General features: G+C 73.3%; 22 protein-coding genes and 1 riboswitch. Of the genes, 14 read left to right on the top strand and 8 right to left on the bottom strand.

All coding sequences use genetic code 11. The features are described from left to right. Positions 1–39: 39 nt before the first annotated feature. The 7 genes from ACGFI9_RS16025 to pstB all read left to right on the top strand — a co-directional run bounded on the left by ACGFI9_RS16025 (position 40) and on the right by pstB (position 7,297). Positions 40–759, top strand: a complete 720-nt coding sequence (locus ACGFI9_RS16025; protein WP_393178717.1) for a winged-helix domain-containing protein — start codon at positions 40–42, stop codon at positions 757–759. A gap of 214 nt (positions 760–973) precedes the next feature. Next, complete coding sequence (locus tag ACGFI9_RS16020; RefSeq protein WP_393178716.1) at positions 974–1,813, top strand: polysaccharide deacetylase family protein; 840 nt, start codon at positions 974–976, stop codon at positions 1,811–1,813. A 147-nt stretch (positions 1,814–1,960) separates the two neighbouring features. After that, the gene (mshD, locus tag ACGFI9_RS16015) at positions 1,961–2,887 is read left to right on the top strand and encodes a mycothiol synthase (protein WP_393178715.1); all 927 of its coding nucleotides are present in this window, start codon (positions 1,961–1,963) and stop codon (positions 2,885–2,887) included. 301 nt (positions 2,888–3,188) lie between these two features. Next, positions 3,189–4,292 carry a phosphate ABC transporter substrate-binding protein PstS gene (pstS, locus tag ACGFI9_RS16010; protein ID WP_393178714.1) on the top strand — a complete coding sequence of 368 codons (1,104 nt, stop codon included), beginning with the start codon at positions 3,189–3,191 and terminating at the stop codon, positions 4,290–4,292. 43 nt (positions 4,293–4,335) lie between these two features. Then, entirely contained in the window at positions 4,336–5,415 is a 1,080-nt protein-coding gene (gene pstC / locus ACGFI9_RS16005; RefSeq protein WP_393178713.1) for a phosphate ABC transporter permease subunit PstC, read from the top strand. Beyond that, on the top strand, positions 5,412–6,500 hold the full coding sequence (gene pstA / locus ACGFI9_RS16000) for a phosphate ABC transporter permease PstA (RefSeq protein WP_393178712.1): 1,089 nt from the start codon (positions 5,412–5,414) through the stop codon (positions 6,498–6,500). Before pstC ends, pstA begins: the two co-directional genes overlap by 4 nt. Before the next feature lie 20 nt (positions 6,501–6,520). Further along, the gene (gene pstB, locus ACGFI9_RS15995; RefSeq protein WP_393178711.1) at positions 6,521–7,297 is read left to right on the top strand and encodes a phosphate ABC transporter ATP-binding protein PstB; all 777 of its coding nucleotides are present in this window, start codon (positions 6,521–6,523) and stop codon (positions 7,295–7,297) included. Between the two features lie 59 nt (positions 7,298–7,356). Here pstB and ACGFI9_RS15990 read toward each other — a convergent pair whose 3' ends face one another. Further along, positions 7,357–8,544, bottom strand: coding sequence for an epoxide hydrolase family protein (locus ACGFI9_RS15990; RefSeq protein WP_393178710.1), 1,188 nt, complete (start codon positions 8,542–8,544; stop codon positions 7,357–7,359). Between the two features lie 63 nt (positions 8,545–8,607). Here ACGFI9_RS15990 and ACGFI9_RS15985 point away from each other — a divergent pair, with 63 nt between their 5' ends. Further along, positions 8,608–9,564, top strand: a complete 957-nt coding sequence (locus ACGFI9_RS15985) for a helix-turn-helix transcriptional regulator (protein WP_393178709.1) — start codon at positions 8,608–8,610, stop codon at positions 9,562–9,564. Between the two features lie 105 nt (positions 9,565–9,669). On the opposite strand, the gene ACGFI9_RS15980 is transcribed toward ACGFI9_RS15985, so the two are convergent. Then, positions 9,670–10,497, bottom strand: a complete 828-nt coding sequence (locus tag ACGFI9_RS15980; protein ID WP_393178708.1) for an NUDIX hydrolase — start codon at positions 10,495–10,497, stop codon at positions 9,670–9,672. Between the two features lie 188 nt (positions 10,498–10,685). Here ACGFI9_RS15980 and ACGFI9_RS15975 point away from each other — a divergent pair, with 188 nt between their 5' ends. After that, positions 10,686–11,654, top strand: a complete 969-nt coding sequence (locus ACGFI9_RS15975) for a Gfo/Idh/MocA family protein (protein ID WP_393178707.1) — start codon at positions 10,686–10,688, stop codon at positions 11,652–11,654. A gap of 42 nt (positions 11,655–11,696) precedes the next feature. Here the strand turns inward: ACGFI9_RS15975 and ACGFI9_RS15970 are convergent, their stop codons facing one another. The 3 genes from ACGFI9_RS15970 to ACGFI9_RS15960 form a co-directional block, all read right to left on the bottom strand. Next, positions 11,697–12,698: an anion permease gene (locus tag ACGFI9_RS15970; protein WP_393178706.1), complete on the bottom strand. Its 1,002-nt coding sequence runs from the start codon at positions 12,696–12,698 to the stop codon at positions 11,697–11,699. Positions 12,699–12,702: 4 nt separating this feature from the next. Next, a complete protein-coding gene (locus ACGFI9_RS15965) occupies positions 12,703–13,329 on the bottom strand; it encodes a DUF47 domain-containing protein (RefSeq protein ID WP_393178705.1) in 627 nt (208 codons plus the stop codon). A 131-nt stretch (positions 13,330–13,460) separates the two neighbouring features. Then, entirely contained in the window at positions 13,461–14,438 is a 978-nt protein-coding gene (locus ACGFI9_RS15960) for a PPK2 family polyphosphate kinase (RefSeq protein WP_393178704.1), read from the bottom strand. Between the two features lie 244 nt (positions 14,439–14,682). Between ACGFI9_RS15960 and sigJ the strand changes: the two genes are divergently transcribed. Next, a complete protein-coding gene (gene sigJ / locus ACGFI9_RS15955; protein ID WP_393178703.1) occupies positions 14,683–15,639 on the top strand; it encodes an RNA polymerase sigma factor SigJ in 957 nt (318 codons plus the stop codon). A gap of 6 nt (positions 15,640–15,645) precedes the next feature. Here sigJ and ACGFI9_RS15950 read toward each other — a convergent pair whose 3' ends face one another. Then, a complete protein-coding gene (locus tag ACGFI9_RS15950; RefSeq protein ID WP_393178702.1) occupies positions 15,646–16,152 on the bottom strand; it encodes a DUF402 domain-containing protein in 507 nt (168 codons plus the stop codon). 127 nt (positions 16,153–16,279) lie between these two features. Here ACGFI9_RS15950 and ACGFI9_RS15945 point away from each other — a divergent pair, with 127 nt between their 5' ends. Continuing rightward, on the top strand, positions 16,280–18,421 hold the full coding sequence (locus tag ACGFI9_RS15945) for an ATP-dependent DNA helicase (RefSeq protein WP_393178701.1): 2,142 nt from the start codon (positions 16,280–16,282) through the stop codon (positions 18,419–18,421). A gap of 138 nt (positions 18,422–18,559) precedes the next feature. On the opposite strand, the gene ACGFI9_RS15940 is transcribed toward ACGFI9_RS15945, so the two are convergent. Next, positions 18,560–19,924, bottom strand: coding sequence for an AI-2E family transporter (locus ACGFI9_RS15940; protein ID WP_393178700.1), 1,365 nt, complete (start codon positions 19,922–19,924; stop codon positions 18,560–18,562). 87 nt (positions 19,925–20,011) lie between these two features. Between ACGFI9_RS15940 and ACGFI9_RS15935 the strand changes: the two genes are divergently transcribed. Together ACGFI9_RS15935 and ACGFI9_RS15930 are read left to right on the top strand one after the other, a co-directional pair. After that, positions 20,012–20,362: a GroES family chaperonin gene (locus ACGFI9_RS15935; RefSeq protein WP_393178699.1), complete on the top strand. Its 351-nt coding sequence runs from the start codon at positions 20,012–20,014 to the stop codon at positions 20,360–20,362. 81 nt (positions 20,363–20,443) lie between these two features. Continuing rightward, on the top strand, positions 20,444–20,611 hold the full coding sequence (locus ACGFI9_RS15930) for a hypothetical protein (protein WP_393178698.1): 168 nt from the start codon (positions 20,444–20,446) through the stop codon (positions 20,609–20,611). 150 nt (positions 20,612–20,761) lie between these two features. Here the strand turns inward: ACGFI9_RS15930 and ACGFI9_RS15925 are convergent, their stop codons facing one another. Continuing rightward, positions 20,762–22,249, bottom strand: coding sequence for a PrsW family intramembrane metalloprotease (locus tag ACGFI9_RS15925; RefSeq protein ID WP_393178697.1), 1,488 nt, complete (start codon positions 22,247–22,249; stop codon positions 20,762–20,764). Positions 22,250–22,272: 23 nt separating this feature from the next. Further along, a riboswitch (SAM riboswitch) is annotated at positions 22,273–22,393 on the top strand. A 50-nt stretch (positions 22,394–22,443) separates the two neighbouring features. Here ACGFI9_RS15925 and ACGFI9_RS15920 point away from each other — a divergent pair. Then, the gene (locus ACGFI9_RS15920) at positions 22,444–23,706 is read left to right on the top strand and encodes an aminotransferase class V-fold PLP-dependent enzyme (RefSeq protein ID WP_393178696.1); all 1,263 of its coding nucleotides are present in this window, start codon (positions 22,444–22,446) and stop codon (positions 23,704–23,706) included. Positions 23,707–23,791 lie beyond the last annotated feature (85 nt).

Here is a 23,791-nt window from a genome sequence, read left to right as displayed (position 1 = left end):
GTCGCTGGTCGCGCGCGGCCGAGGGCCGCCGGGACGGAGGTGATCGTGGAGCTCCTGCTGCTGGTGACCGCGCGTGCAGGTGAACCATCGGCGGTGCTGCCGGCGCTCGACCTGCTGCCGCACTCGGTCCGCACCGCGCCGCGCGACGTGCGCACGCTGGTCTCCGGCCCGAGCCCGGACGCCGTGCTGGTGGACGCCCGCTCGGAGCTGAGCGAGGCCCGCGCGACCTGTCGGATGCTGCACGCCACCGGGCTCGGCGTGCCGCTGGTCGCGGTGGTCACCGAGGCCGGGCTGATCGCGCTGAACGCGGACTGGGGCGTGGACGACGTCATCCTGGCCGGGGCCGGGCCGGCCGAGGTGGAGGCCCGGCTGCGGCTCGCGGTCGGCCGGTTGAGCAACGCGACGGCCGGTGCCGGCGGCTCGATCCGGGCCGGCGAGCTCACCATCGACCCGGACACCTACGCGGCCAAGCTCAAGGGACGCCCGCTCGACCTCACCTACAAGGAGTTCGAGCTGCTGAAGTTCCTGGCCCAGCACCCGGGCCGGGTGTTCACCCGGGACCAGCTGCTCCGCGAGGTCTGGGGGTACGACTACTTCGGCGGCACCCGCACCGTGGACGTGCACGTCCGGCGGCTGCGGGCCAAGCTCGGCTCGGAGTACGAGTCGATGATCGGCACCGTGCGCCAGGTCGGCTACAAGTTCGTCGTGCCGCCGTCCCGCTCGCTGCCGGAGTCGGAGCCCGCTCCGCTGCCGGTCTGAGCCGCCGGGCCGGAGGCCGATCCGCCGCCGATCTGACCGGAATCGCGGCCGTTCCCCTCTTCGGAGGTCTTGCACCCTAAACGCCCTTTTTGCCCAGGTAGTCAGCCCTATTCTGACTGCCGGATTGGCCGGGGGCGAAGGGGGCGACGGTGCGTACGGTGACCACGGGGGCGATGGCGGCTGGACGCCCCGATCCGAACAGGCAGGGCGACTGATGTCCACCCTGCGCGCGGCCGGCCTGGTGACCCTGGTGCTCGCCGCGCTGCTCGGCTCGGCGTACGCGCTCGGGCGCAGCCTGGTCCCCGAGCAGGAGCACAACGCCGGGGTGAAGGCGAGCGTGAACAGCCCGCACTACGCCGACCAACCGCCCAGCCAGGACTTCCCCGGGCCGCCGCGGCACAGCCCCAGCCCGTCCCCGAGCGCGTCGACGCCGGCGTCCGACGACGGGGATGGCCCGTACGGCAGCCGCACCTCCACCGGCTCGTCGCGGGTCGCGCTCACCTTCGACGACGGCCCGGACCCGCGGTACACGCCGCAGGTGCTCGCCCTGCTCAAGGAGTACGGCGTCAAGGCCACCTTCTGCGTGGTCGGGGAGAACGCGGAGAGCCACCCGAACCTGATCCAGGCGATCGTGGCCGACGGCCACACCCTCTGCAACCACTCCTGGAACCACGACGTCAACCTGGGCAAGCGCTCGCCGGACGCGATCCGGGCCGACCTGCTCCGGACCAGCGACGCGATCCGGGCCGCGGTGCCGGGCGCGCGGATCGGGTACTTCCGGCAGCCCGGCGGGGCCTGGACCCGCCCGGTGGTGTCGACCTGCGAAGAGCTGGGCATGACCCCGCTGCACTGGGCGGTCGACCCGGCGGACTGGACGGTGCCGGGCGCCGCGAACATCGCCAGCACCGTGATGACGCAGACCGGGCCGGGCTCGATCGTGCTGCTGCACGACGCCGGCGGCGACCGGTCGGGCACGGTCGAGGCGTTGCGGCACCTCCTGCCCGAGCTGCTGGACCGCTACCAGCTGGAGGCGCTGCCCGTCGACGCCACGTGACCGCCGCCACCGCAACGGTCCCCGCGTCGGGCATGATCGGCGGCCCGCCGGCCGATACGGTGACGGCATGAGCGAGCGTCAGCGAGCGAATCATCCGCTCAGCGCGAAGGTGCCTCATGCCGACGCCGAGCGCAGCGAGGCGGCGGCATGAGCAGCAGCGAGCCCACCGCCGACCGGGTCGCCCGCGCGGACCGGCTGGCGCCGGTCGAGGTGGCCGAGGTGCTGGCGCTGGCCCGCATCGCCGGGGACGCCGACGGCGCCGACCCGCTCGACGAGCACGTGCTGCTGCGGCTGCGGGACCCGGAGGCGCCCGCCGTGCACCTCACCGCCCGGGCCACGGACGAGACCCTCACCGGGTACGCCCACCTGGACACGACCGACCCGGCGAACGGCATCGGGGTAGAGTTGGTGGTGCACCCGGCGTACCGGCGGCGGGGCACCGGGCGGGCGCTGGCCCGGGGCGTGCTGGCCGCGGCCGCCGGGCCGCTGCGCGCCTGGGCGCACGGCGACCACCCGTCTGCCGCCGCGCTCGCGGTCGACCTGGGCTTCGCCCGCGCCCGGGTGCTCTGGCAGCTGCGCCGGCCGCTGACCGCCGCGCTTCCCGAGCCGGCCCTGCCCGAGGGCGTGGAGCTGCGCGCCTTCCGGCCCGGCGAGGACGACGAGGCGTGGCTCGCGGTCAACAACGCGGCCTTCGCCCACCATCCGGAGCAGGGCCGGTGGACCCTCGCCGACCTGCGGGTACGCCTCGCCGAGCAGTGGTTCGACCCGGCCGGCTTCCTGCTCGCGGTGGACTCGGCGACCGGCCGGCTGCTCGGCTTCCACTGGACCAAGGTGCACGAGCGGCCGGGCTCGGCCCGGATCGGCGAGGTCTACGTGCTCGGGGTGGACCCGGCGGCGCACCGGGGCGGGCTGGGCCGGGTGCTGACCACCGCCGGGCTGGCGTACCTGCGGGACCGGCGCGGGCTGGACCGGGTGATGCTCTACGTCGACGAGTCCAACACCCCGGCGGTGGCGCTCTACGAGCGGCTCGGCTTCGCCCGCTGGTCGGCCCACGTCAACTACCAACTCGGCTGAGCCACGCCCGGGCCGCGGCGTCCCGCCCAGCAGTCACGGTGGTGTCACGCCCTGGACTCGGCCGGGTAACAGCTGCCCGGAAAAATCGTATTAATAGCGATAGCGGGTCGCGAGTTCACGTAACGGACAACCCTTCCTCAGCCCACGGCCACCGCGCCGGCCGCACCTGTTCATCTCCCGTTCACTTCCGACCGGCGAACCGTCTACCTGGCACTTCTACCTTTCGTGTCAGCCGGTCAGCGCCGGCACCCGGGCCGCGACCCGGGCGACCTGACCAAAAACGTGAAGGGAAACCCCTCAGGTGAAGCTCCAGCGGCACGGCGCCATCGCCTGCCTCGCTCTTACCGCGGTGCTCGGTCTCAGCGCGTGCGGCTCGGACAACAACGAGCCGACCGGCACCTCCGCCTCCGGCTCCGCCGCCGCCGTCGACTGCGGCAAGGGCACGCTGAACGCGCAGGGCTCCTCCGCGCAGAAGAACGCGATGGCCGAGTGGATCAAGGCGTACCAGCAGAAGTGCGCCGGCACCACGATCAACTACGAGCCCACCGGTTCGGGCGCCGGCATCCAGGCCTTCATCGCCGGCACCGCCGACTTCGCCGGCTCCGACTCGGCCCTCAAGCCGGAGGAGCAGCCGCAGGCCGACGCCAAGTGCGCCGGCGGCCAGGCCCTCAACCTGCCGATGGTGATCGGCCCGGTCGCGGTCGTCTACAACGTCAGCGGCGTGGACAACCTCCAGCTCAAGCCGGCCACCCTGGCGAAGATCTTCGCCGGCAAGGTGACCAAGTGGGACGACCCGGCGATCAAGGCCGACAACCCGAGCGCCAAGCTGCCGTCGACCGCGATCCAGGCGGTGCACCGCTCCGACGAGTCGGGCACCACCGACAACTTCACCAAGTACCTCTCCAAGACCGCCGAGGCGGACTGGACCTTCGACCACGCCAAGGCGTGGAAGGCCCCGGGTGGCGTCGGCGCGGCCAAGTCCGACGGTGTGGCCAGCAAGGTCAAGAGCACCGAGGGCACCATCAGCTACGTCGAGTGGTCGTACGCCGAGAACGCCGGCCTGAAGAAGGCCAAGGTCCAGAACGGTGCCGGTGAGTGGGCCGAGCTGACCGCCGAGTCGGCCGGCAAGACCATCGCCGGGGCCAAGATCGAGGGCCAGGGCAACGACCTCAAGATGTCGATCGACTACAACACCAAGGAGGCCGGGGCGTACCCGATCGTCCTGGTGACCTACGAGATCGTCTGCAGCAAGGGCCTCGCGGCCGACAAGCTGCCGCTGGTGAAGGGCCTGCTGGGCCACGCCGCCAGCAGCGAGGGCCAGGCCGACCTGGTCGAGCTGGGCTACGCCCCGCTGCCGGACTCGGTCCGCACCAAGGTCGAGACCGCGGTCAAGAGCCTCGCCTGACGCGCTGACCGACACCACCTCCTCTATCGAAGCGAGCGAGCAGATGGGTGACACCCCTCACCGCTCGGCGCACGCCGGCACCGGCGGGACCCGCGTGGCCACGAGCCACGAGTGGCCCGCCGGTGCCTCGGCGCGTGTGGCCGAGCCCTCCGGCAACCCTGGTACGCCCGGTCTCGGCGGCGGCGGTGCGCTGCCCCGCGCCAAGGCGTTCGGCGCGGAACGGGCGTTCCGTGGCCTGACCCTGGCCGCCGGTACCTTCGTGCTGGTCGTCATCGCGGCGATCGCGATCTTCCTGATCGCCAAGGCCGTGCCGGCGCTGCAGGCGAACACCGAGTCCTTCTGGACCTTCGAGGGCTGGTTCCCGAACGACAACCCGCCGAAGTTCGGCATCGGCGCGCTCGCCTTCGGTACCGTGCTCACCGCGCTGCTGGCCCTGCTCATCGCGGTGCCGGTCGCGCTGGGCATCGCCCTCTACCTCTCCCACTACGCCCCGCGCCGGCTGGGCAACGCCCTGGGCTTCCTGATCGACCTGCTGGCCGCCGTGCCCAGCGTGGTCTTCGGGCTCTGGGGCCGCGACTACTTCGCCCAGCCGGTCGCCGACCTGTCCGCCTGGCTGAACAAGTACTTCGGCTGGATCCCGATCTTCGGCGAGGGCCCGTACGGGAACTCGATCCTGCTCGGCTCGGTGGTCCTGGCGATCATGGTGCTGCCGATCGTCACCTCGCTCTCCCGCGAGGTGTTCCGGCAGACCCCGACCGCGAACGAGGAGGCCGCCCTCGCGCTGGGCGCCACCCGCTGGGAGATGGTCCGCACCGCCGTCCTCCCGTACGGCCGCCCCGGCGTCATCGCCGCGGTGATGCTCGGCCTGGGCCGCGCGCTGGGCGAGACCATCGCCCTGGCGCTGACCCTCGGCTCGACCTACGCCATCTCGTTCAACGTCCTGCAGAGCGGCGGCAACACCATCGCCGCGAACATCGCGAACCGGTTCGCCGAGGCGAACGACACCGGGCGGGGCGCCCTCATCGCCTCCGGCCTGGTGCTCTTCGCGATCACGCTGATCGTCAACATCACCGCCCGGGCGATCATCTACCGCCGCCGAGAGTTCACGGAGTCGGCCGCATGACCATGACAGTCACCAGTCACCGCCCGCAGCCGCCGGCCCAGCCGGCCACGCTGCGGGCCAAGCGACTTCCGGGGTACGCCGCGCCGGCCATCGCCGTCGTGGCCCTGCTGGCCGCCGCCGGCCTCGTGTACGGCACCGGCCTCGGCGGCCCGGTGCTGGTCGTGGTCGTCGCGGCGCTGCTCTACCTGGCCGGCCTCTTCCTCGCCGCGAACGCGGTGGAGGGCCGGCGGTCCGCCCGCAACCGGACCTGGAGCGCGCTGATCCACTCCGCCTTCGTGCTGGCGGTGCTGCCGCTGGCCTCGGTGGTGTGGACCCTGGTCAGCAAGGGCGCCGAGCGGCTCGACGGCAACTTCTTCGGCACCTCGATGAACAACATCGGGGCCCGGGACGCCAACGGCGGCGCGTACCACGCCATCGTGGGCACGCTGGAGCAGGTCGGCATCGCCACCCTGATCACCGTCCCGCTCGGGGTGCTCTGCGCGATCTACGTGGTCGAGTACGGCCGGGGCCGGTTCGCCTTCACCATCCGCTTCTTCGTGGACGTGATGACCGGCATCCCGTCGATCGTCACCGGCCTGTTCGTGCTGGCCTTCTGGGTGCTGATCGTCTCCCCGTGGTTCAACGACGGGCGGCCGGGCTTCTCCGGCTTCGCCGCCGCCCTGGCGCTGAGCGTGCTCATGCTGCCGACCGTGGTCCGCTCCACCGAGGAGATGCTCCGCCTCGTCCCGGCGCCGCTGCGCGAGGGCGCGTACGCCCTCGGCGTGCCGAAGTGGAAGACCATCCTGCGGGTCGTTTTGCCGACCGCGTTGCCGGGCATCGTCACCGGCATCATGCTCGCCATCGCGCGGGCCGCCGGTGAGACCGCCCCGGTACTGCTCGTCGCCGGCGGCGGCGCGGCGATCAACTTCAACCCGTTCGAGAACAACCAGTCGTCGCTGGCTCTCTTCGTCTACCAGCAGGCCGGCGAGGCCTCGAAGTACTCGCCGGCGCGGGCGTGGACCGCGGCGCTGACCCTGGTCGCCCTCGTCCTCATCCTGACCGTCGCGGCGAAGTTGCTGGCCCGTCGCAACCGGCTCGGCCGATGAACCCCGGAGGTACCGCCACCATGGCCAAGCGCATCGAAGCCACCAACGTCACCGCGTACTACGGCGGTTTCAAGGCGATCGAGAACATCAACCTGACCGTCGAGCCGAAGACGGTCACCGCCCTGATCGGGCCGTCGGGCTGCGGCAAGTCCACCTTCCTGCGGTCCATCAACCGGATGCACGAGGTGCTCCCCGGGGCCCGGGTCGAGGGCAGCCTGACCATCGACAACCAGGACATCTACGACCGGGACGTGGACGTCACCGCGGTCCGCCGGATGATCGGCATGGTCTTCCAGCGGCCCAACCCGTTCCCCACCATGAGCATCTTCGAGAACGTGGTGGCCGGCCTGCGGCTGAACGGGGTCCGGAAGAAGTCCATCCTGGAGGAGGCGGCGGAGAAGGCGCTCCGCTCGGCGAACCTCTGGGACGAGGTGAAGGACCGGCTCGGCAAGCCGGGCGCCGGCCTCTCCGGCGGTCAGCAGCAGCGGCTCTGCATCGCCCGGACCATCGCGGTCGAGCCGCAGGTGGTGCTGATGGACGAGCCCTGCTCGGCGCTCGACCCGATCTCCACGCTGGCCATCGAGGACCTGATGTTCCAGCTCAAGGACAAGTTCACCATCATCATCGTCACCCACAACATGCAGCAGGCCGCCCGGGTGTCGGACCGGACCGCCTTCTTCTCCATCGAGAAGACCGGCGACCCGGGCCGGCTGATCGAGTACGACAACACCCAGAAGATCTTCAGCAACCCGAGCCAGAAGAAGACCGAGGACTACATCACCGGCCGCTTCGGCTGAGTCGCTGTGCCCGGTCCGCGAGGGGCGTCGGTCGATCCGGCCGACGCCCCTCGGCGTGTTCACCGCAGCTTCGCGAAGAACTGCCGGATGTCCCGTACCAGCAGGTCGGGCGCGTCGTGCGCGGCGAAGTGGCTGCCCCGGTCATAGGTGTTCCAGGACACGATCTTCTTGTGGTCCCGCTCGGCGAGGGTACGGATCGACTGGAAGTCCCAGGCGAAGTTGGCCAGCCCCAGCGGCACGGTGGTCGGCTCCAACGGTTCCGTGCCCCGGCCGTTGACCTTCTGCGTCGGGTGCACCACCTCGGCGTCCTCGTAGTAGTAGCGGGCCGCCGAGGCGGCGGTGTTGGTCAGCCAGTAGATCGTCGTGTTGGTCAGCACGTAGTCGGGGTCGAGCTGCTCCCCCATCAGCTGGGCCAGCCAGCCGAGCAGGCCGGCCGGCGAGTCGGCGAGCGCGTGCGCCACGTTCTGCGGCTCGGTCGAGTGCAGCTTGTCGTAGCCGCCCTTGCGCTGGACGAACCAGTCGGCGAACGCCACCTTGCCCCGCTCCTCCTCGGTGAGGGCGGCCAGCTCGTCGGCGTCCCCGGACGGCAGCGAGAAGATCTGGCTGACGTGCACCCCGAGCACGTGCGCCGGGTCGACCCGGCCCACCTCGGGAGCGACGAACGAGCCGAGGTCGTTACCGGCCGCCCCGTAGCGGTCGTAGCCGAGGCGGCGCATCAGCTCGGCCCAGGCGCGGGCCACCCGGAACCGGTTCCATCCCCGCTCCCGGGTCGGCCCGGAGAAGCCGAACCCGGGTACCGACGGGATCACCAGGTGGAAGGCGTCGGCCGGGTCACCGCCGTGGGCCCGGGGGTCGGTGAGCGGGCCGATCACGTCCAGCCACTCGACCACCGTGGTCGGCCAGCCGTGGGTGAGGATCAGCGGGGTGGCGTCCGGCTCGGCCGAGCGGACGTGCAGGAAGTGCACGTTCTGCCCGTCGATCTCGGTGGTGAACTGCGGGTACGCGTTGAGCCTCGCCTCCCAGGCCCGCCAGTCGTACGTCGTCCGCCAGCGCTCGACGAGCCGCCGCACGTAGCCGACCGGGACGCCGTACTCCCAGCCGGGCGGGACCGGGCCGGCGGGGGCGGCGCCGGGGTCGGCGGGCAGTTCCTCGGCCCAGCGGGTCCGGGTCAGCCGGTCGGCGAGGTCGTCCAGCTCGGCCTGCGGGACGTCGATACGGAACGGGACGATCGCGGTGTTGTCTGCCATGCCCTAGACGGTAGGGGCCGATTAGGAAGACTCCGTTCCTAATGAGCCGGCAGAATCCAAAGAATGTTGGAGACCTCGGCGCGACTGCTGCGCCTGCTGTCGCTGTTGCAGACCCCGCGCGAGTGGACGGGCACGGAGCTGGCCGAACGCCTCTCGGTGAGCACCCGGACCGTCCGCAACGACGTGGAGCGGCTGCGCGCCCTCGGCTATCCGGTGCACGGCACCCGGGGCGCGGTCGGCGGCTACCGGCTCGGCGCGGGCGCCGCCCTGCCCCCGCTGCTCCTCGACGACGAGGAGGCGGTCGCGGTGGCGGTCGGGCTGCGTACCGCGGCCGGTGGCAGCGTAGCGGGCATCGAGGAGACCTCGCTGCGGGCGCTCGCCAAGCTGGAGCAGGTGCTCCCCCACCGGCTGCGCCGCCGGGTCACCGCGCTGCACACCCACACCGTGCGGGTGCCGCACGACCAGCCCGGCCCGACCGTGGCGGCCGAGACGCTCAGCGTGCTCAGCGCCGCCTGCCGGGACCGGGAACGGCTGCGCTTCGACTACGTCCGGCACGACGGTACGGCGGACCGCCGGGACGTCGAGCCGTACCGGCTGGTCAACTGGGGTCGCCGCTGGTACCTGGTCGCCTTCGACCCGCAGCGGGACGACTGGCGGACCTTCCGGGTGGACCGGATCAGTCCGCGTACCCCGACCGGCCCCCGGTTCGCGCCCCGGGAGCTGCCCGAGGACGTGGTGGACCGGGTCCGGCGCGGGGTGTCCGCAGCCGCCTGGCGGCACCGGGCCCGGATCCGGGTGCACGCCCCCGCCGAGGTGGTGGCCGAGCGGATCAACCCGGCGGTCGGCAGCGTCGAGCCGGTCGACGCGCAGACCTGCCTGCTGCACACCGGTGCCGACCGGCTGGAGACCATCGCGGTCTGGGTGGGCCTCCTCGACCTGGACTTCACCGTCGAGAACCCGCCCGAGCTGGCCGAGGTGCTCCGCGCCCTCGCCGCCCGCTACCTCCGCGCCGCCGGCTGACCCCCGCCGCGCCGCCCCGGGCATACCGTCGATCTTGCAGTTTCTGTTGCCGATCCGTGGCGCTCTGCCCCTTCTGCCAGCACCACAACTGCAAGATCGTCGGGGTCAGCGGAGGGTGAAGCGGGGCTCGCCGTCGTCGGGGAGGTCGAGGCGGGGGGTCACGGGGGTGGCGGCGTCGCGGGTGGCGGCGGTGTCCACCACGCCGGGGAGGGTGGCCGCGGCAGCGACCTCGGCGAGGGTGACCAGGGTGGGCGGGAGCATGGTCAGCTCGCCGGCCTCCGCCCTGGCCAGGGCGTCCGCCGGGCGCAGCCACAGCGTGTGGTCGGCCTCGCCGGAGACGTCCCGGGTCCGCTGCCCCTCCGGCAGCAGGGCGACGAAGAAGTACGTGTCGAACCGGCGCGGCTCGAACTCCGGGGTGATCCACCGGCTCCACGGCAGCAGCAGGTCGGACCGGAGGGTGAGGCCCCGCCCCGCCAGCAGGTCGGCGAAGCCGGCCCGCCGGGCCACCAGGTCCTGCCGGGCCGCCTCCCAGTCGTCCCCGCTCACATCGCCCACCACCGTCCCGCCGCCCGGGCCGGCCAGCAGCACGCCCGCCTCCTCGAAGACCTCCCGGGCGGCGGCGCAGACCACCGCCTGCGCGGCGTCCGGGGCGAGCCGCAGCCGCTCGCCCCAGCCGGCCGGCGTCGGGCCGGCCCAGCCCAGGTGGGCCTGCGAATCGGAGCGGTCGACGCCGCCGCCGGGGAAGGCGTACATCCCGCCGAAGGTCATCGCGGCCACCCGGCGGATCAGGTACACCTCGAAGTCGGTGCCGGCCGGGCGGAGCAGCAGGACGGTGGCGGCGACCCGGGGCACGGCCGGCACGCCGCCCTCGGCGCGGAACCGGCGGGCGTGCTCCACCAGGGCGGGGGGTGCGGCGAAGCCGTCGATCGTCATGACCTGAGCCTAGTTCCCGGCAGTGGATCATGCGTTCGGCGGCGGGACGGCCGCGACGGCGTCAGATCGGCCGCTACGGACCCGGATCGAGCGGCATGCCGGAGCAGCCGTTGCCAAGCCCGGTTCCTGATTTCCCGACGGGTGGATCTTCTTCTCGCCGGCACGGCCGCCCGGGATAGCGTCCCGGCATGACGCGTTGGGGAATCCTGGCCACCGGACACATCGCCGGCCGTTTCGCCGAGGACCTGCGGCTGGTGCCGGGGGCGGAGCTGGTCGCCGTCGGCTCGCGCACCCGGGAGAGCGCCGAGCTCTTCGCTGCCCGCCACGACGTGCCCCGGGCGTACGCCTCCTGGGCGGAGCTGGCCGCGGACCCGGACGTCGACGTGATCTACGTGGCCACGCCGCACGCCGCGCACCACGAGGCGACCATGACCTGCCTGGCCGGGGAGAAGGCCGTGCTGGTGGAGAAGCCCTGCACGCTGGACCTGGCGACCAGCACCGAGCTGGTCGAGACCGCCCGCCGCCGGGGCCTCTTCCTGATGGAGGCCATGTGGATGCGGACCAACCCCCTCATCCTCCGGGTGCTGGAGCTGGTCCGGGACGGCGCGATCGGCGAGGTGACCCACGTACGGGCCGACTTCGGGGCGGCCGGGCCGTTCCCGCCGGAGCACCGGATGCGCGCCCGGACGCTGGGCGGCGGGGCCCTGCTCGACCTCGGGGTCTACCCGGTGAGCCTGGCCCACCTGCTGCTCGGGGTGCCGCAGCACGTGCGGGCCTGGGCGCGGCTGAGCCCGGAGGGCGTGGACGAGAACACCGGGCTGGTGTTCGGCTGGGACTCGGGCGCGGTGGCCATGTTGAGCTGCGGGATGGTCGGCGCCACCGCGATCACCGCGTCGATCACCGGCACCACCGGCCGGATCGACCTGCCCGAGCCGTTCTACCGGCCCGGCGCGGCGGTGCTGCACCGCCTCGGGGCCGAGCCCGAGACCATCCCGGCGGACCTGACGGGCGGCGGCTACCAGTACGAGGCGATCGAGGTGCAGCGCTGCCTGGCCGCCGGGCTGATCGAGAGCCAGTTGGTGCCGCACTCCGCCACCCTCGAGGTGATGGCGCTGCTGGACGACGTCCGGGCCCGGATCGGCGTCTCCTACGCGTGAGGGCCTCCTGCCGTCGGCAGGAGGCCCTCACGGGCGTCAGCCTCAGAACAGCGGGCGGACCAGCAGGTACGCCAGGCAGGCGATGGCCGCCGCCGCCGGGAAGGTGATGATCCAGGCGATGACGATGTTGCCGGCCACGTTCCAACGGACCGCGGAGAGCCGCTTGGTCGCGCCGACACCCATGATCGCCGAGGTGATCGTGTGGGTGGTGGAGATCGGGGCCTTCAGCACCAGGGCGTTGAAGTAGAGCACCGCGCTGGCCACCGTCTCGGCCGCAAAGCCCTCCGGCGGGCCCAGGTCGATGATCTTGCGACCGAGGGTACGGATGATCCGCCAGCCGCCGGCGTACGTGCCGGCCGCCAGCATGGCCGCCGAGGTCCAGAACACCCACTGCGGGATGTGGGTCTTGTCGTGCTGGTAGCCGCCCGTGTAGAGGGCCAGGACGATGATGCCCATGGTCTTGGCGGCGTCCTGCATGCCGTGGCCGACCGACATGGCGGCGGCTGAGGCGGTCTGCGCCCAGCGGAAGCCCCGGTTGAGCTTGCCGGGCTGCCCCTTCCGGAAGAGCCAGATGATCAGCAGCATCACCAGGAAGCCGAGCAGCAGACCGACGACCGGCGAGAGCACCATCGGGATGATGACCTTCTCGACGATGTTGCCCCACTGCACGACGCCGCCGGAGAAGAGGGTGGCGCCGACCAGGCCGCCGAAGAGGGCGTGCGAGGAGGACGACGGCAGACCGAAGTACCAGGTGATCAGGTTCCAGGCGATGGCGCCGAGCACGCCGGCGAAGACCACGCCGAGACTGGCCACCCCGGTGGGCAGCGTGACCAGGCCGTCGCCGACCGTCTTGGCCACCCCGGCGCCGAAGTGCGCGCCGACGAAGTTGCCGACGGCGGCCAGCGCGAGGGCGACCCGGGGTGTCAGCGCCCGGGTGGAGACGCTGGTGGCGATCGCGTTGGCCGCGTCATGGAAGCCGTTCGTGTAGTCGAACGCCATGGCGACCACGATCACCGCCAGCACGGCGATGAGTTCGGGACTCACGGGATCAGGACTCCTTGACCGCGATGGTCTCGACGGTGTTGGCCACGTGCTCGAAGGCGTCGCAGGCGGCCTCCAGCTCGTCGGCCACCTCCTTCATCTTCAGCACGGTGAGCGCGTCGTACTCACCGGAGAAGAGGCGGACCAGCAGCATCCGGTAGGCCTGGTCACCGTCGTTCTCGAGGCGGTTGCACTCGATCCAGTAGTCCTCGAGGTTCTTCATCGACCGCAGCTGCGGCATCGCCTCGGCGGTGAGCTTGGCCTGCTGGTCCAGCACGTTGACCAGCTCGTGCAGCTCGCGCGGCAGCGCGGGGAGCTTGGTCAGGCCGTACAGGTAGAGCAGGTTGCCGACCGCCTCCAGGTGGTCCATCACGTCGTCGAGCAGTGAGCCCAGACGGTAGATGTCCTCCCGGTCGAACGGGGTGATGAAGGTGGAGTTGATCTTCTTGTAGAGCTCGTGGGTGATCTGGTCGCTGTCGTGCTCGACCTCGGTGAGCCGCTCGCTCACCGACTGGACCTCGACGTCGGGCAGCGCCAGCTCGTTGAGCAGCTCGGTTCCCTTTACCAGGTTCTGCGCGGCCCTGGTGAAGAGCTCGTAGAAGGCGCCCTCGGTGGGACGGAAGGAAAACTTCACAGCACGGACCTCGTCGTGTCGGTGGAAGGGTGGCCGTCGCCCCGAAGGGCGTGTGCTCTGGGCATGCTAGGTACCCCACGGAACCGGGCATCGGCCGGCCCACCCCTGGTCAGGCCCGATTCACCACTCGTTCACCTGGCGTTCACCTTGTCCCGGTCGCTCTCACTCCGCAACCGCTGGCGCTCGCGCTCGACGTCGAAATCGGCAGGCGGATACCCCAGATCCAGGGTGTCGAACGTCTCCCGGAGCAGGTGGGCCACCGCCCAGTCCCGGTACCACTTGCGGTCCGCCGGCACCACGAACCAGGGCGCGGCGTCCGTGCCACAGCGCGCCAGGGCATCGGCGTACGCCGCCTGGTAATCGTCCCAGCGGGCCCGGGTGTCCAGATCGCTGGGGTTGTACTTCCAGTGCTTCGTCGGGTCCGTGAGCCGCTCCATCAGCCGCTCGCCCTGCTCGGCGTACGAGATGTGCAGCATCACCTTCAGCAGCGTGACCGAACTCGCGGTCAGCTCCCGCTCGAAGTCGTTGATCATGTCGTATCGGGCCTGCCAGGTCGGCTCGTCGACCAGCGACTCCACCCGGGCCACCAGCACGTCCTCGTAGTGCGAGCGGTTGAAGATCCCCACGTAGCCGGGCGGCGGCAGGGCCCGCCGGATCCGCCACAGGAAGTCGTGCCGCAGCTCCTCCTCGGTGGGCGGCCCGAACGAGCGGATGTGCAGCCCGAGCGGGTTCATGGCACCGGCCACCCGCTTGATCGTGCCGTCCTTGCCACCGCAGTCCATCGCCTGGAGCACCAGCAGCACCCGGCGCGGGCGGTCGCCGCCCAGGTCGGTGCCGGCCAGGGTCGGGGCGCTGGTCGGCGCCTCCGGTCCGGCGGCGCCCTTCGCGGCGGCGTACAGCATCTCCTGCTGCCGGCCGAGGTCCGCACCGAGCAGCTCGACCTGCGACCGCGCCCACTCCTTGCGCTGCCTCCCGGGGCCGGCCGCCGCCGGCAGCCCCGGGGTCGACCGGGGATCGACCGCCGCCAGGTCCACCGCCCCCGGGGCCACCCGCAGCAGCTCCCGCATCGACCCGCCCTCGGGCCGCACCACGTCGTCGACTCCGCTCATCCCCCGATCCTCACCCACCCCGCCCACCTCCGCCTCCCGAGCCTCCGCCGTGTCCGCCGAGGGACCTCCTTCACGGCAGCCGAGCGGCCTCCTTCACGGAAACAGTGGCCTCCCGCGCTGTGGAGGCCACTGTTTCCGTGAATTTGCACGATCTTGGGCGGGGGGCGCGGGGCGGGCGGGGGTGGGGGCGGTGGGGGGGGTCCGGGCGAAGGGGGAGAATGCGGGTTGCGGGAGGGAGTGGGTCGTGGGGGATCTGACGGCGGAGTTCGAGGCGGAGCGCGGGCACCTGCTGGCGGTCGCGTACCGGATGCTGGGCAGCCGGAGCGAGGCCGAGGACGCGGTCCAGGAGACCTGGCTGCGGTACGCGGGCGCGCTCGCCGACCCGGCGGCCCGCGCCCAGGTGCACGAGCTCCGCGCCTGGCTCACCACCACCTGCTCGCGGATCTGCCTCGACGTGCTCCGCTCCGCCCGGGTGCGCCGGGAGGCGTACCCCGGTCAGTGGCTGCCGGAACCGATGGTGAGCGACGTGCCCACGGCGGACGGGTACGCCCCTGACCCGGCCGAGCGGGCGATCCGGGCCGACCAGCTCGGCACCGCGCTGCTGGTGGTGCTGGAGCGGCTGACCCCGGAGCAGCGGGTGGCGTTCGTCCTGCACGACGTCTTCGCCGTGCCGTTCGCCACGGTCGCCGAGGTGCTCGGCACCACCCCCGCCGCGGCCCGGCAGCTCGCCTCGCGGGGCCGCCGGGCGGTCACCGCCCCCGACGCGCCCCGGCACACCGCCGACCTGGCCGAGCAGCAGCGGGTGGTGGCCGCCTTCTTCGCGGCCGTGGAATCCGGCGAACTGGACCGGCTGGTCCAGGTGCTCGCCCCGGACGTGGTGCTGATCGGCGACAGCGGCGGCCACTTCCCGGCGGCCCGCCGCCCGGTGGTCGGCGCGGAAGCGGTCGCCCGGTTCCTCCTCGGCCTCTTCGGCCAGGCCGCCCGGTATCACGCGAAGCTGGTGACCCGCCCCGCGCTGGTCGACGGGACGCTCGGCTGGCGGGCGGAGACGGTCTTCCGGGACGGGCGGCCGCTGCGCATGGTGTCCTCGTTCGCCGTGCACGAGGGGCGGATCACGGGCGTGTTCAACCAGCTCAACCCGGAGAAGGTGGGCCACCTGCCGCCGCTGGCGCCGGACGGGCCCCCGGCGCCGCTCGACTAGCCCGGCTCAGACCACCAGGGCCAGCCACTTCCGGTACGACGTGGCGAACGGCTCGGTGCCGTCGGCGAGCGCGCCGAAGAGCCAGCCGGCCGCCGCCTCGGCCGCCACGACCAGGTCGTCGGGGTAGCCCCAGCGCGCCCGGTGCTCGGCGAACTCGTCCTCGTCGCGCAGCTCGACCAGGCCGGTCTCCCGGCGGCGTACCACGTCCAGGTCGAGGTCGACCAGGTGGACCGTGTCCTCGCCCTCCCAGCGGGCCGGGGTGGTGATGTCGCAGTAGACCTCGCTGGTCCGGGGCGGTGGGTTGAACATCCCGGTCCACCAGCCGTGCCGGGGCACCAGCAGGACGAACGGGATCTGCTCGACCGAGGGCCGGCCGTGGTAGACCGACTCGGTGCCGGCCGGTACGCCGAGCCACACGCCGAGGTCGTCCTCGGCGAGCCGGCGGGCCGGGTAGTCGCGGTGGGCGCTGCCGTCGTACTTGCGGTAGATCACGCGGACCACGTCGCTCGGCATGACTGGCACCCTAACCGATTCCGGCCACGCGACGCATTCGGCAGGTAACCCGACGCGACCCGGCCGGGACCACGCCACGCGGTGGAGGGGCGGGGCCGGTGTCGGGCCGGGCGGGTACGGTCGCACGGTGACCCCGCCTCGCACCGCCACCGGTCCCGCCGTGCCGAAAAAGCGTCGGGGCGCCCGGCCCAGCGGCGGTGACCTGCTGGCCGCGGCGGTCGGCGCGGTCCCGGGCGGCGCGGCCCGTCCCGGGCAGCAGCAGATGGCCGAGGCGATCGAGCGGAGCGTCGGCTCCGGCGAGCACCTGCTGGTCCAGGCCGGCACGGGCACCGGCAAGTCGCTGGCTTACCTGGCCCCGGCCCTGACCGTGGACGGGCCGGTGGTGGTCTCCACCGCCACCCTGGCGTTGCAGTCCCAGCTGGTCGACCACGACCTGCCCCGGCTGGCCGAGGCGGTGGAGCCGCTGCTCGGCCGCCGCCCCACCTTCGCGGTGCTGAAGGGGCGACACCACTACCTCTGCCTGGCCCGGCTGGACAGCTCCACGGAGGAGGAGCCGGAGGACACCCTCTTCGACGCGCCCCGCCCCGGCGGCGGCACGAAGTGGCTCGGCGAGGCGGGCCGGCTGGGCAAGCAGATGCAGCGGCTGCGCGACTGGGCGGAGGAGACCGCCACCGGCGACCGCGACGAGCTGGACCCGGGCGTCGACGACCAGGTGTGGCGGAGCGTCTCGATGCCGGCGCGGGAGTGCGTGGGCGCGACCCGCTGCCCGTTCGGCCAGGAGTGCTTCGCGGAGGCGTCCCGGGCCCGGGCCCGGGAGGCGGACATCGTGGTCACCAACCACAGCCTGCTCGCCGTGGACATGCTCGCCGGCCGGCACATCGTGCCGCCGCACAAGCTGCTCATCGTAGACGAGGCGCACGAGCTGGCCGACCGGGTCTCCTCGGCGGCCCAGGCCGAGCTGGTCCCCGAGCTGATCGACCGGTCCGCCCGCCGGGCCCGGCCGCTGCTGCGCCCGGAGGTCGCCGAGCGGCTCGCCGAGGCGGGCGACGCCCTGACGGTGGGGCTGGCCGAGGCGCCCGCCGGGCGGCTCACCGCCGGCCTGCCGCCCGCGCTGCGCGAGGCGTGCACCCTGCTCGACGCGGCGACCCGGGCCGCGCTGGAGGCGATCGGCGAGATCAAGGCGGACGACCCGGACCCGGTCCGCAAGCAGCAGGCCAAGGCGGCGCTGGACGAGCTCTCCACCACCGCGCAGCGCCTGCTGGAGGAGGCCGACCACGACGTGGCCTGGGTGGAGAAGCCGGAGAACGGCAGCCGCCGGGCGCTGGTGGTCGCGCCGCTCTCGGTCGCCGGCACCCTCGCCACCCACCTGTACGACGAGCGCACCGTGGTCGCCACGTCGGCCACCCTGGCGCTGGGCGGCCGCTTCGACACGGTGGCCCGGGCGCTGGGGCTGGAGGCACCGCCGCCGGCCCCGCCCTCCCCGGCCGCCGCCGCGCTGGCCACCGCGGCCGCCGCCGGCCGCGCCACCGTCCCCATCCCGGTGGCGAGCACCGAGGGCAGCCGGGCCACGATCGGCACGGTCCCGGCCACCGAGGGGCCGGGCTGGCGGTCCCTGGACGTCGGGTCGCCCTTCGACTACGCCCGGCAGGGCATCCTGTACGTCGCCGCGCACCTGCCCCGCCCGAGCGTCTCGGGCCTGCCCGACGCGGCCGGCGAGGAGCTGCTGGCGCTGGTCGAGGCGCTCGGTGGGCGTACCCTCGGGCTCTTCTCCTCGCGACGGGCGGCGCAGCAGGCGGCGGAGCTGCTGCGCGCGCGGACCGACCTGCCGGTGCTGCTCCAGGGCGAGGAGGCCCTGCCGCTGCTGGTCCGGCGGTTCCGGGAGGAGCGGGAGAGTTGCCTGTTCGGGGTGATGTCGCTCTGGCAGGGGGTGGACGTGCCGGGCGACTCCTGCCAGCTCGTGGTGATCGACCGGCTGCCGTTCCCGCGGCCGGACGAGCCGCTCGCCGCGGCGCGGGCGGCGGCGGTGGACGCCAGCGGTGGCTCGGGGTTCGCGGCGGTCAGCGTGCCGATCGCGGCGGTGCGGCTGGCCCAGGGCGTCGGCCGGCTGATCCGGGCCACCGGTGACCGGGGCGTGGTGGCGGTGCTGGACTCCCGGCTGGAGACGGCGCGGGGCTACGGCCCGTTCCTGCGGCGCTCGCTGCCTCCGTTCTGGTATACCACCCGGCCGGACGTGGCCCGCGGCGCGCTGGAGCGCCTCGGCAAGGGCTGATCCGGCCGGGCCGTCTGGCGCGCCCAAGGCGCGGGATGGCGCATGTCGCGGCCTCCGCTCGACCGGAAGCCCCGGGATGCCGCGAAACGCGACGGGCCCGTCCGCGTGGGGCCGGACCCGGTCGGCGGTTCGGGGGGGTCAGGGCGCCTGGGCGGCGACCACCACGGCGTCCGGCGGGGTGTCCGGCACGGTACGCGCGGCGAGCCGGCGGATCGCGGTGTTGAGCACCGCGATCAGCGGCACCGCGACCAGCGCGCCGGCGATCCCGGCGAGCACCACCCCGGCGGCGATCCCGATGATCACGGCGAGCGGGTGGATGGCCACCGCCCGGCCCATGATCAACGGCTGGAGCACGTGCCCCTCGACCTGCTGCACGCCGATCACCGCACCCAGGATGATCAACGCGGTGACCGGGCCGCTGTCGACCAGCGCCACCAGCACGGCCACCACGCCCGAGAGGGTGGCCCCGACGATCGGGATGAACGCCCCCAGGAAGACCAGTGCGGCCAGCGGGAACGCGAACGGGATGTCGAAGACGACCAGGAAGATCCCGATACCGACCGCGTCGATGAAGGCGACCAGCACGGTGGCCCGGACGTACGCCCCGAGCGTCGACCAGGAGGCCCGGCCGGCGTCGTCCACCTTCCAGCGCGCCTTCACCGGCAGCAGCCGGACCAGGAAGCGCCAGATCTTGTTGCCGTCCCGGAGGAAGAAGAAGGTGGCGAAGAGCACCAGGATGGTGCCGGTGAGCACCTCGGCCAGGGTGGCCGCCGTGTTGATGGCGCCGCTGGTGAACGTCTTGGTGTTCTCGTCCACCCACTTCTGCGCCTCGTCGATGTAGTTGTTGAGCTGGCTGTCGGAGAGGTGCAGCGGGCCGGTCTTGAGCCAGTTCTGGATCTGCCGGACGCCCTGCGAGGTCTTCTCGCTCAGCTCCGGCACGCCCTGGATGAACTCGTTCACCACCAGGGTCAGCGTGCCGACCACCGCGGCCAGGCCGCCGACCAGCACCACGCCGGTCGCCAGCGACCGGGGGAAGCGGACCCTGAGCAGCCAGCCGACCGCCGGGGCGAGCAGGGCGGAGAGCAGCAGCGCGACCGCCAACGGGATGATCACGATGCGGATGGTGCCGATGATGTTGAGGAGCGCCCAGGCCACGATGCCGACCACGATCAGCCGCCAGCACCAGGCCGCCGCGATCCGCAGCGCGTGCGGCACCTCGGTGTCGTCCCGGCTGGCCGTCGTGGCGTGCGTGACCGCGGGCGGTTCCGCGCCGACCACGGTCGCCGCGGCGGGCGCCGCCGGGCCCGGCGAGGACGGCGAGGCCACCCCCGGCTCCTCCGGCGCGTCGTCCGGGTCGACCCGGCCGGCCCGCGCCGATTCCCGGCCGGACTCGTACGCGCGGCGGAGCCGTCCGCGCAGCGCCTCGAAGCGGCTCAAGCGCACCTCCCGCAAACTTGGCCCGCCCACGTCACAGGGGGGACAGGATACGTCCGTCCGCCCCACCCTAGGGCGGCTCCGCCACCATTGCCCCCCTCCCGTCGCGCTCAACCACCGGATGATCGACCGTGGCGCACGCGGTAGCGTCTTCGCGTGACCGCCGACCAGAACCTCGTCGACACCGGCCTGCCGATCCGTCTGCTGCACGACCGTGTGCTGGTACGCACGGAGAACGGCGAGGGTGAGCGCCGATCCACCGCCGGCATCGTGATCCCCGCGACCGCGGCGGTGGGCAAGCGGCTGGCCTGGGCCACCGCGGTGGGCGTGGGCCCGCACGTACGCGCGATCGTCGCCGGCGACCGGGTGCTCTTCGACCCCGACGACCGCTCCGAGGTCGAACTGCACGGCCGGGCGTACGTGCTGCTGCGCGAGCGGGATGTGCACGCCGTCGCCGCCGAGCGGGTGGAGAGCGAGTCGACCGGCTCGACCGGCCTCTACCTGTAGGACCCCGCCCCCGCCCCCGGGCGTCGTTTGCACCGCTGCCCGGCGGGAAGCCCAGGCACCTCAGCGCCCTGGGGAGGGACCATGCCGGTACTGCTCAAGAAGATACTGACCTGGGGATTCTTCGCGTTCCTGATCTACTTCATGGCGTTCCGGCCGGATGGTGCCGCGCAACTGTTCAAGTCGATCGGGGCGGCCCTGATGGCCATCTTCCAGGGCTTCGGCGACTTCATGACCGGCCTGATGACCTGACCACCTCCCGCGCCGGGCGGGCCGTCAGGCGCCGGGGGGCCAGGGGGCCGCAGGGGCCCGAAGGCACGGCGCCGGACCAGCCGGGCGGGCCGTCAGGCGCCAGGGGGCCAGGGGGCCGCAGGGCGCGGGCCGTACCAGCCGGGCAGGCCGTCAGGCGCCAGGGGGCCAGGGGGCCGCAGGGCGCGGGCCGTACCAGCCGGGCGGGCCGTAGCCGAACGGGTGGGCCGGGGGCGGCGGCGGGGCGAGCACGACCGGGATCGGCACCACCGGCTCGTCCGGCGCCTCGACCGCCCGCTGCGACCCGTCCGGGAACCGCAGGTGGTAGCGCTGCCCGTCCCAGACCCCGACCGGCGCCTGCGGATCCCGCCCCACGAAGAACGACCGGTACGCGGCGATCGCGTCCAGCAGCTCCCGTTCCTCCCTAACCGTCCGGTCCCGGTCGGCCGGCTTCCGGTCCAGCCCCCGGCGCATCCCGTCGCGCAGCAGCGCCAGCCGGGTGGCCGCGAACTGGTAGCCCCGCATCGCCTTCACCCCACCGTCACCGGCCACCCGGCGAGCCCAGGTACGCGCGGCGTGCCGCCGCCCGAGGCTGCCCAGCGCGGCCACCTCCGGCGGGGTGAGCCAGCCCGCCCGGACGTAGTCCGGCAGGGTCCGCTCGGTGAGCCGCCCCTCCCACGCGCGCAACCAGATCGCCAGCCCCACCATGCCGAAGAAGATCGGCACCATCACGCCGATGTAGCCGTACAGGACGATCACCGGCTGCCCGGTGGCGACGGCCAGCGAGGGCAGCAGGTTCCAGGTGCCGTGCAGCATCATCGCGAGCAGCAGGCCGGCGATCGGGGCGAGGATGCGTACCCGCCGGTCGGCGGTGCGGGCGGCGACACCCAGCCCCACCCCGGTCATCGAGGTGAACAGCGGGTGGGCGAAGCCGAAGAGCAGGATCCGGACGATGAAGATCGCGATGACCTGCTGCGCGCCGGTGGCCGGGCCGTACTCCTCGACGCCGGTGCGGTAGCCGTAGCCGCCCAGGTAGAGGATGTTCTCCACCATGGCGAAGCCGACCGCGGAGAGCCCGCAGTAGACCAGCGCGTCGGTGACCCCGGAGAACTCCCGGCGCCGGAAGATCAGCAGCAGGATCGGCCCGGCCGCCTTGGTCAGCTCCTCGATGAACGGGGCGACCAGCACGGCGACCAGGGCGCTGGGCAGCCCCCAGTTCTGGAAGAGCTTCGCGGCTGTCTCGTTGACCAGCAACGAGACAGCGGTGGAGACGAACGCGCCCCAGGCGAAGCAGAAGATCAGGTACTTCAGCGGCTCCGGCTCGTACCGGTCCAGCCAGAGGAAGCAGGAGACCAGCACCGGCACCGGCAGGATCGCCGCGATCACGCCGACCAACAGGGCCTCGGCACCCAGGCTCTCGCCGAGGGTGAAGACCATGAACACCGCGCCCGCGGCGATCAGCAGCACCACCGCGGCGAGCGCCAGGATCCGTCGCCAGCCGAGACGGCGCAGCGGCATCCGGGGGGTCGACGACCCCGGCGGTGGGGCGGCGGGCGCGGTCGGCGGCGGCAGGGCTCCGCCGGGCGGGGTGTCGGCCATGCGGTCAGCGTAGTCACCCGCGACCCACTGGTCCGGCCGCATTCCGCCCGCTATGCTCCGGGGCAGGTCACGAGTGCCAGCGTCAAGCCCCGGCTTGCTGGCCGGCAACCCTCGTCGAGTTCGCGGTGGGGTGCCCCGGGTGATGACCGGGCCCAGCCCGAACCGCGTGCTGGGCAAGCGCGGACCCCGTCCCGGTGCCCATACCCCGGGGTCCCCTGGACCCGGGAGGTTCCGGTATGACCGTCACCCTCGTACCCTCGCTGCCCACGCCGCCGGCGCCGACCCGGCCGGACCCGCTCGGCGTGCTCGGCGTACCGGGGGAGATCAACCTTGACCACGCCGCCAGCGCGCCGTGCGCGCGGGCCGCGGCCGACGCGGTGGCCGAGCTGCTGCCCTGGTACGCGAGCGTGCACCGGGGCGCCGGGGCGCTGTCGCAGCGCTGCACGCTGGCCTACGAGCGGGCCCGGCAGACAGTCGGCGACTTCGTCGGCGCCCGCCCCGACGATCACGTGATCTTCACCCGGAACACCACCGACGCGCTCAACCTGCTGGCCCGGGCGCTGCCCGCCGGCACCACGGTGGTGACCTTCGCCGGCGAGCACCACGCCAACCTGCTGCCCTGGCCGCGCGGCTCGGTCCGGCTGCCGGTGCCGGCCAGCCCCGCCGGGGCGGTACGCGCGCTCGCCGCCGCCCTCGCCGAGCTGTCCCGCGACGCCCGGCCGGGCCTGCCGGTGCTGGTCGCGGTGACCGGGGCGAGCAACGTGACCGGGGAGCGCTGGCCGGTGGCCGAGCTGGCCCGGGTCGCCCGCCGGCACGGCGCCCGGATCCTGGTGGACGCCGCCCAGCTCGCCCCGCACGCCCCGGTGGACCTGGCCGCGCTGGACGTGGACTACCTGGCGCTCTCCGGCCACAAGCTGTACGCGCCGTTCGGCGCGGGCGTCCTCGTCGGGCGGGGCGACTGGCTGGACGCGGCGCCGCCGTACCTGGCCGGCGGCGGGGCCACCAGCCATGTCGGCGCGGCCACCCACGAGGTGCGCTGGGCGACCGGGCCGGCCCGGCACGAGGCGGGCACCCCGAACCTGCTCGGCGCGGTGGCCCTGGCGGCAGTCTGTACCGCGTTCGCCGACGCCGACCGGGACGCCCTGCACGCCCGGGAGCAGGCGCTGCTGGCCCGGCTGCGGGACGGGATCGACGCCCTGCCGCACGTGGTGGAGCTGCGGACCTTCGACCCGGACGCGCCCCGGGTGGGCATCGCCTCCTTCGTGGTCGCCGGGCGGGACTCGTCCGACGTCGCCGCCCACCTGGCCCGGGTGCACCGGATCGGGGTGCGGGACGGGCTCTTCTGCGCCCACCCCCTGGCCCGGCGGCTGCTGGCCGAGGCGGCGGCGCGCACCGGCCGGACCGACCTGCCCCCCACCGCCCTGCGCGCCAGCTTCGGCCTCGGCACCACCGAGGCCGACGTGGACGCCCTCCTCACCGCCCTGGCCACCCTCCCCTGACCGCCGCCGCCCCCTCCCAGGTCCGCACTGATTCGCGGAAAGAGTGGCCATGCACCATCGAATGACCACTCTTTCCGTGCATCAG

It is taken from the genome of Micromonospora sp. NPDC048930 (assembly GCF_043197935.1).
In the GTDB taxonomy this organism is placed as follows: domain Bacteria; phylum Actinomycetota; class Actinomycetes; order Mycobacteriales; family Micromonosporaceae; genus Micromonospora.
Note: the sequence above shows the minus strand (reverse complement) of the source record. Positions and strands in the feature narration are given on the sequence as shown.

Bases quoted from the DNA above. Each gene is read 5' to 3' on its own strand.
- ACGFI9_RS16020 (WP_393178716.1), top strand. From the start codon at position 974: ATGTCCACCCTGCGCGCGGCCGGCCTGGTGACCCTGGTGCTCGCCGCG.
- mshD (WP_393178715.1), top strand. From the start codon at position 1,961: ATGAGCAGCAGCGAGCCCACCGCCGACCGGGTCGCCCGCGCGGACCGG.
- pstC (WP_393178713.1), top strand. From the start codon at position 4,336: ATGGGTGACACCCCTCACCGCTCGGCGCACGCCGGCACCGGCGGGACC.
- pstA (WP_393178712.1), top strand. From the start codon at position 5,412: ATGACCATGACAGTCACCAGTCACCGCCCGCAGCCGCCGGCCCAGCCG.
- pstB (WP_393178711.1), top strand. From the start codon at position 6,521: ATGGCCAAGCGCATCGAAGCCACCAACGTCACCGCGTACTACGGCGGT.
- ACGFI9_RS15990 (WP_393178710.1), bottom strand. From the start codon at position 8,544: ATGGCAGACAACACCGCGATCGTCCCGTTCCGTATCGACGTCCCGCAG.
- ACGFI9_RS15985 (WP_393178709.1), top strand. From the start codon at position 8,608: ATGTTGGAGACCTCGGCGCGACTGCTGCGCCTGCTGTCGCTGTTGCAG.
- ACGFI9_RS15980 (WP_393178708.1), bottom strand. From the start codon at position 10,497: ATGACGATCGACGGCTTCGCCGCACCCCCCGCCCTGGTGGAGCACGCC.
- ACGFI9_RS15975 (WP_393178707.1), top strand. From the start codon at position 10,686: ATGACGCGTTGGGGAATCCTGGCCACCGGACACATCGCCGGCCGTTTC.
- ACGFI9_RS15960 (WP_393178704.1), bottom strand. From the start codon at position 14,438: ATGAGCGGAGTCGACGACGTGGTGCGGCCCGAGGGCGGGTCGATGCGG.
- ACGFI9_RS15950 (WP_393178702.1), bottom strand. From the start codon at position 16,152: ATGCCGAGCGACGTGGTCCGCGTGATCTACCGCAAGTACGACGGCAGC.
- ACGFI9_RS15930 (WP_393178698.1), top strand. From the start codon at position 20,444: ATGCCGGTACTGCTCAAGAAGATACTGACCTGGGGATTCTTCGCGTTC.
- ACGFI9_RS15925 (WP_393178697.1), bottom strand. From the start codon at position 22,249: ATGCGGCCGGACCAGTGGGTCGCGGGTGACTACGCTGACCGCATGGCC.
- ACGFI9_RS15920 (WP_393178696.1), top strand. From the start codon at position 22,444: ATGACCGTCACCCTCGTACCCTCGCTGCCCACGCCGCCGGCGCCGACC.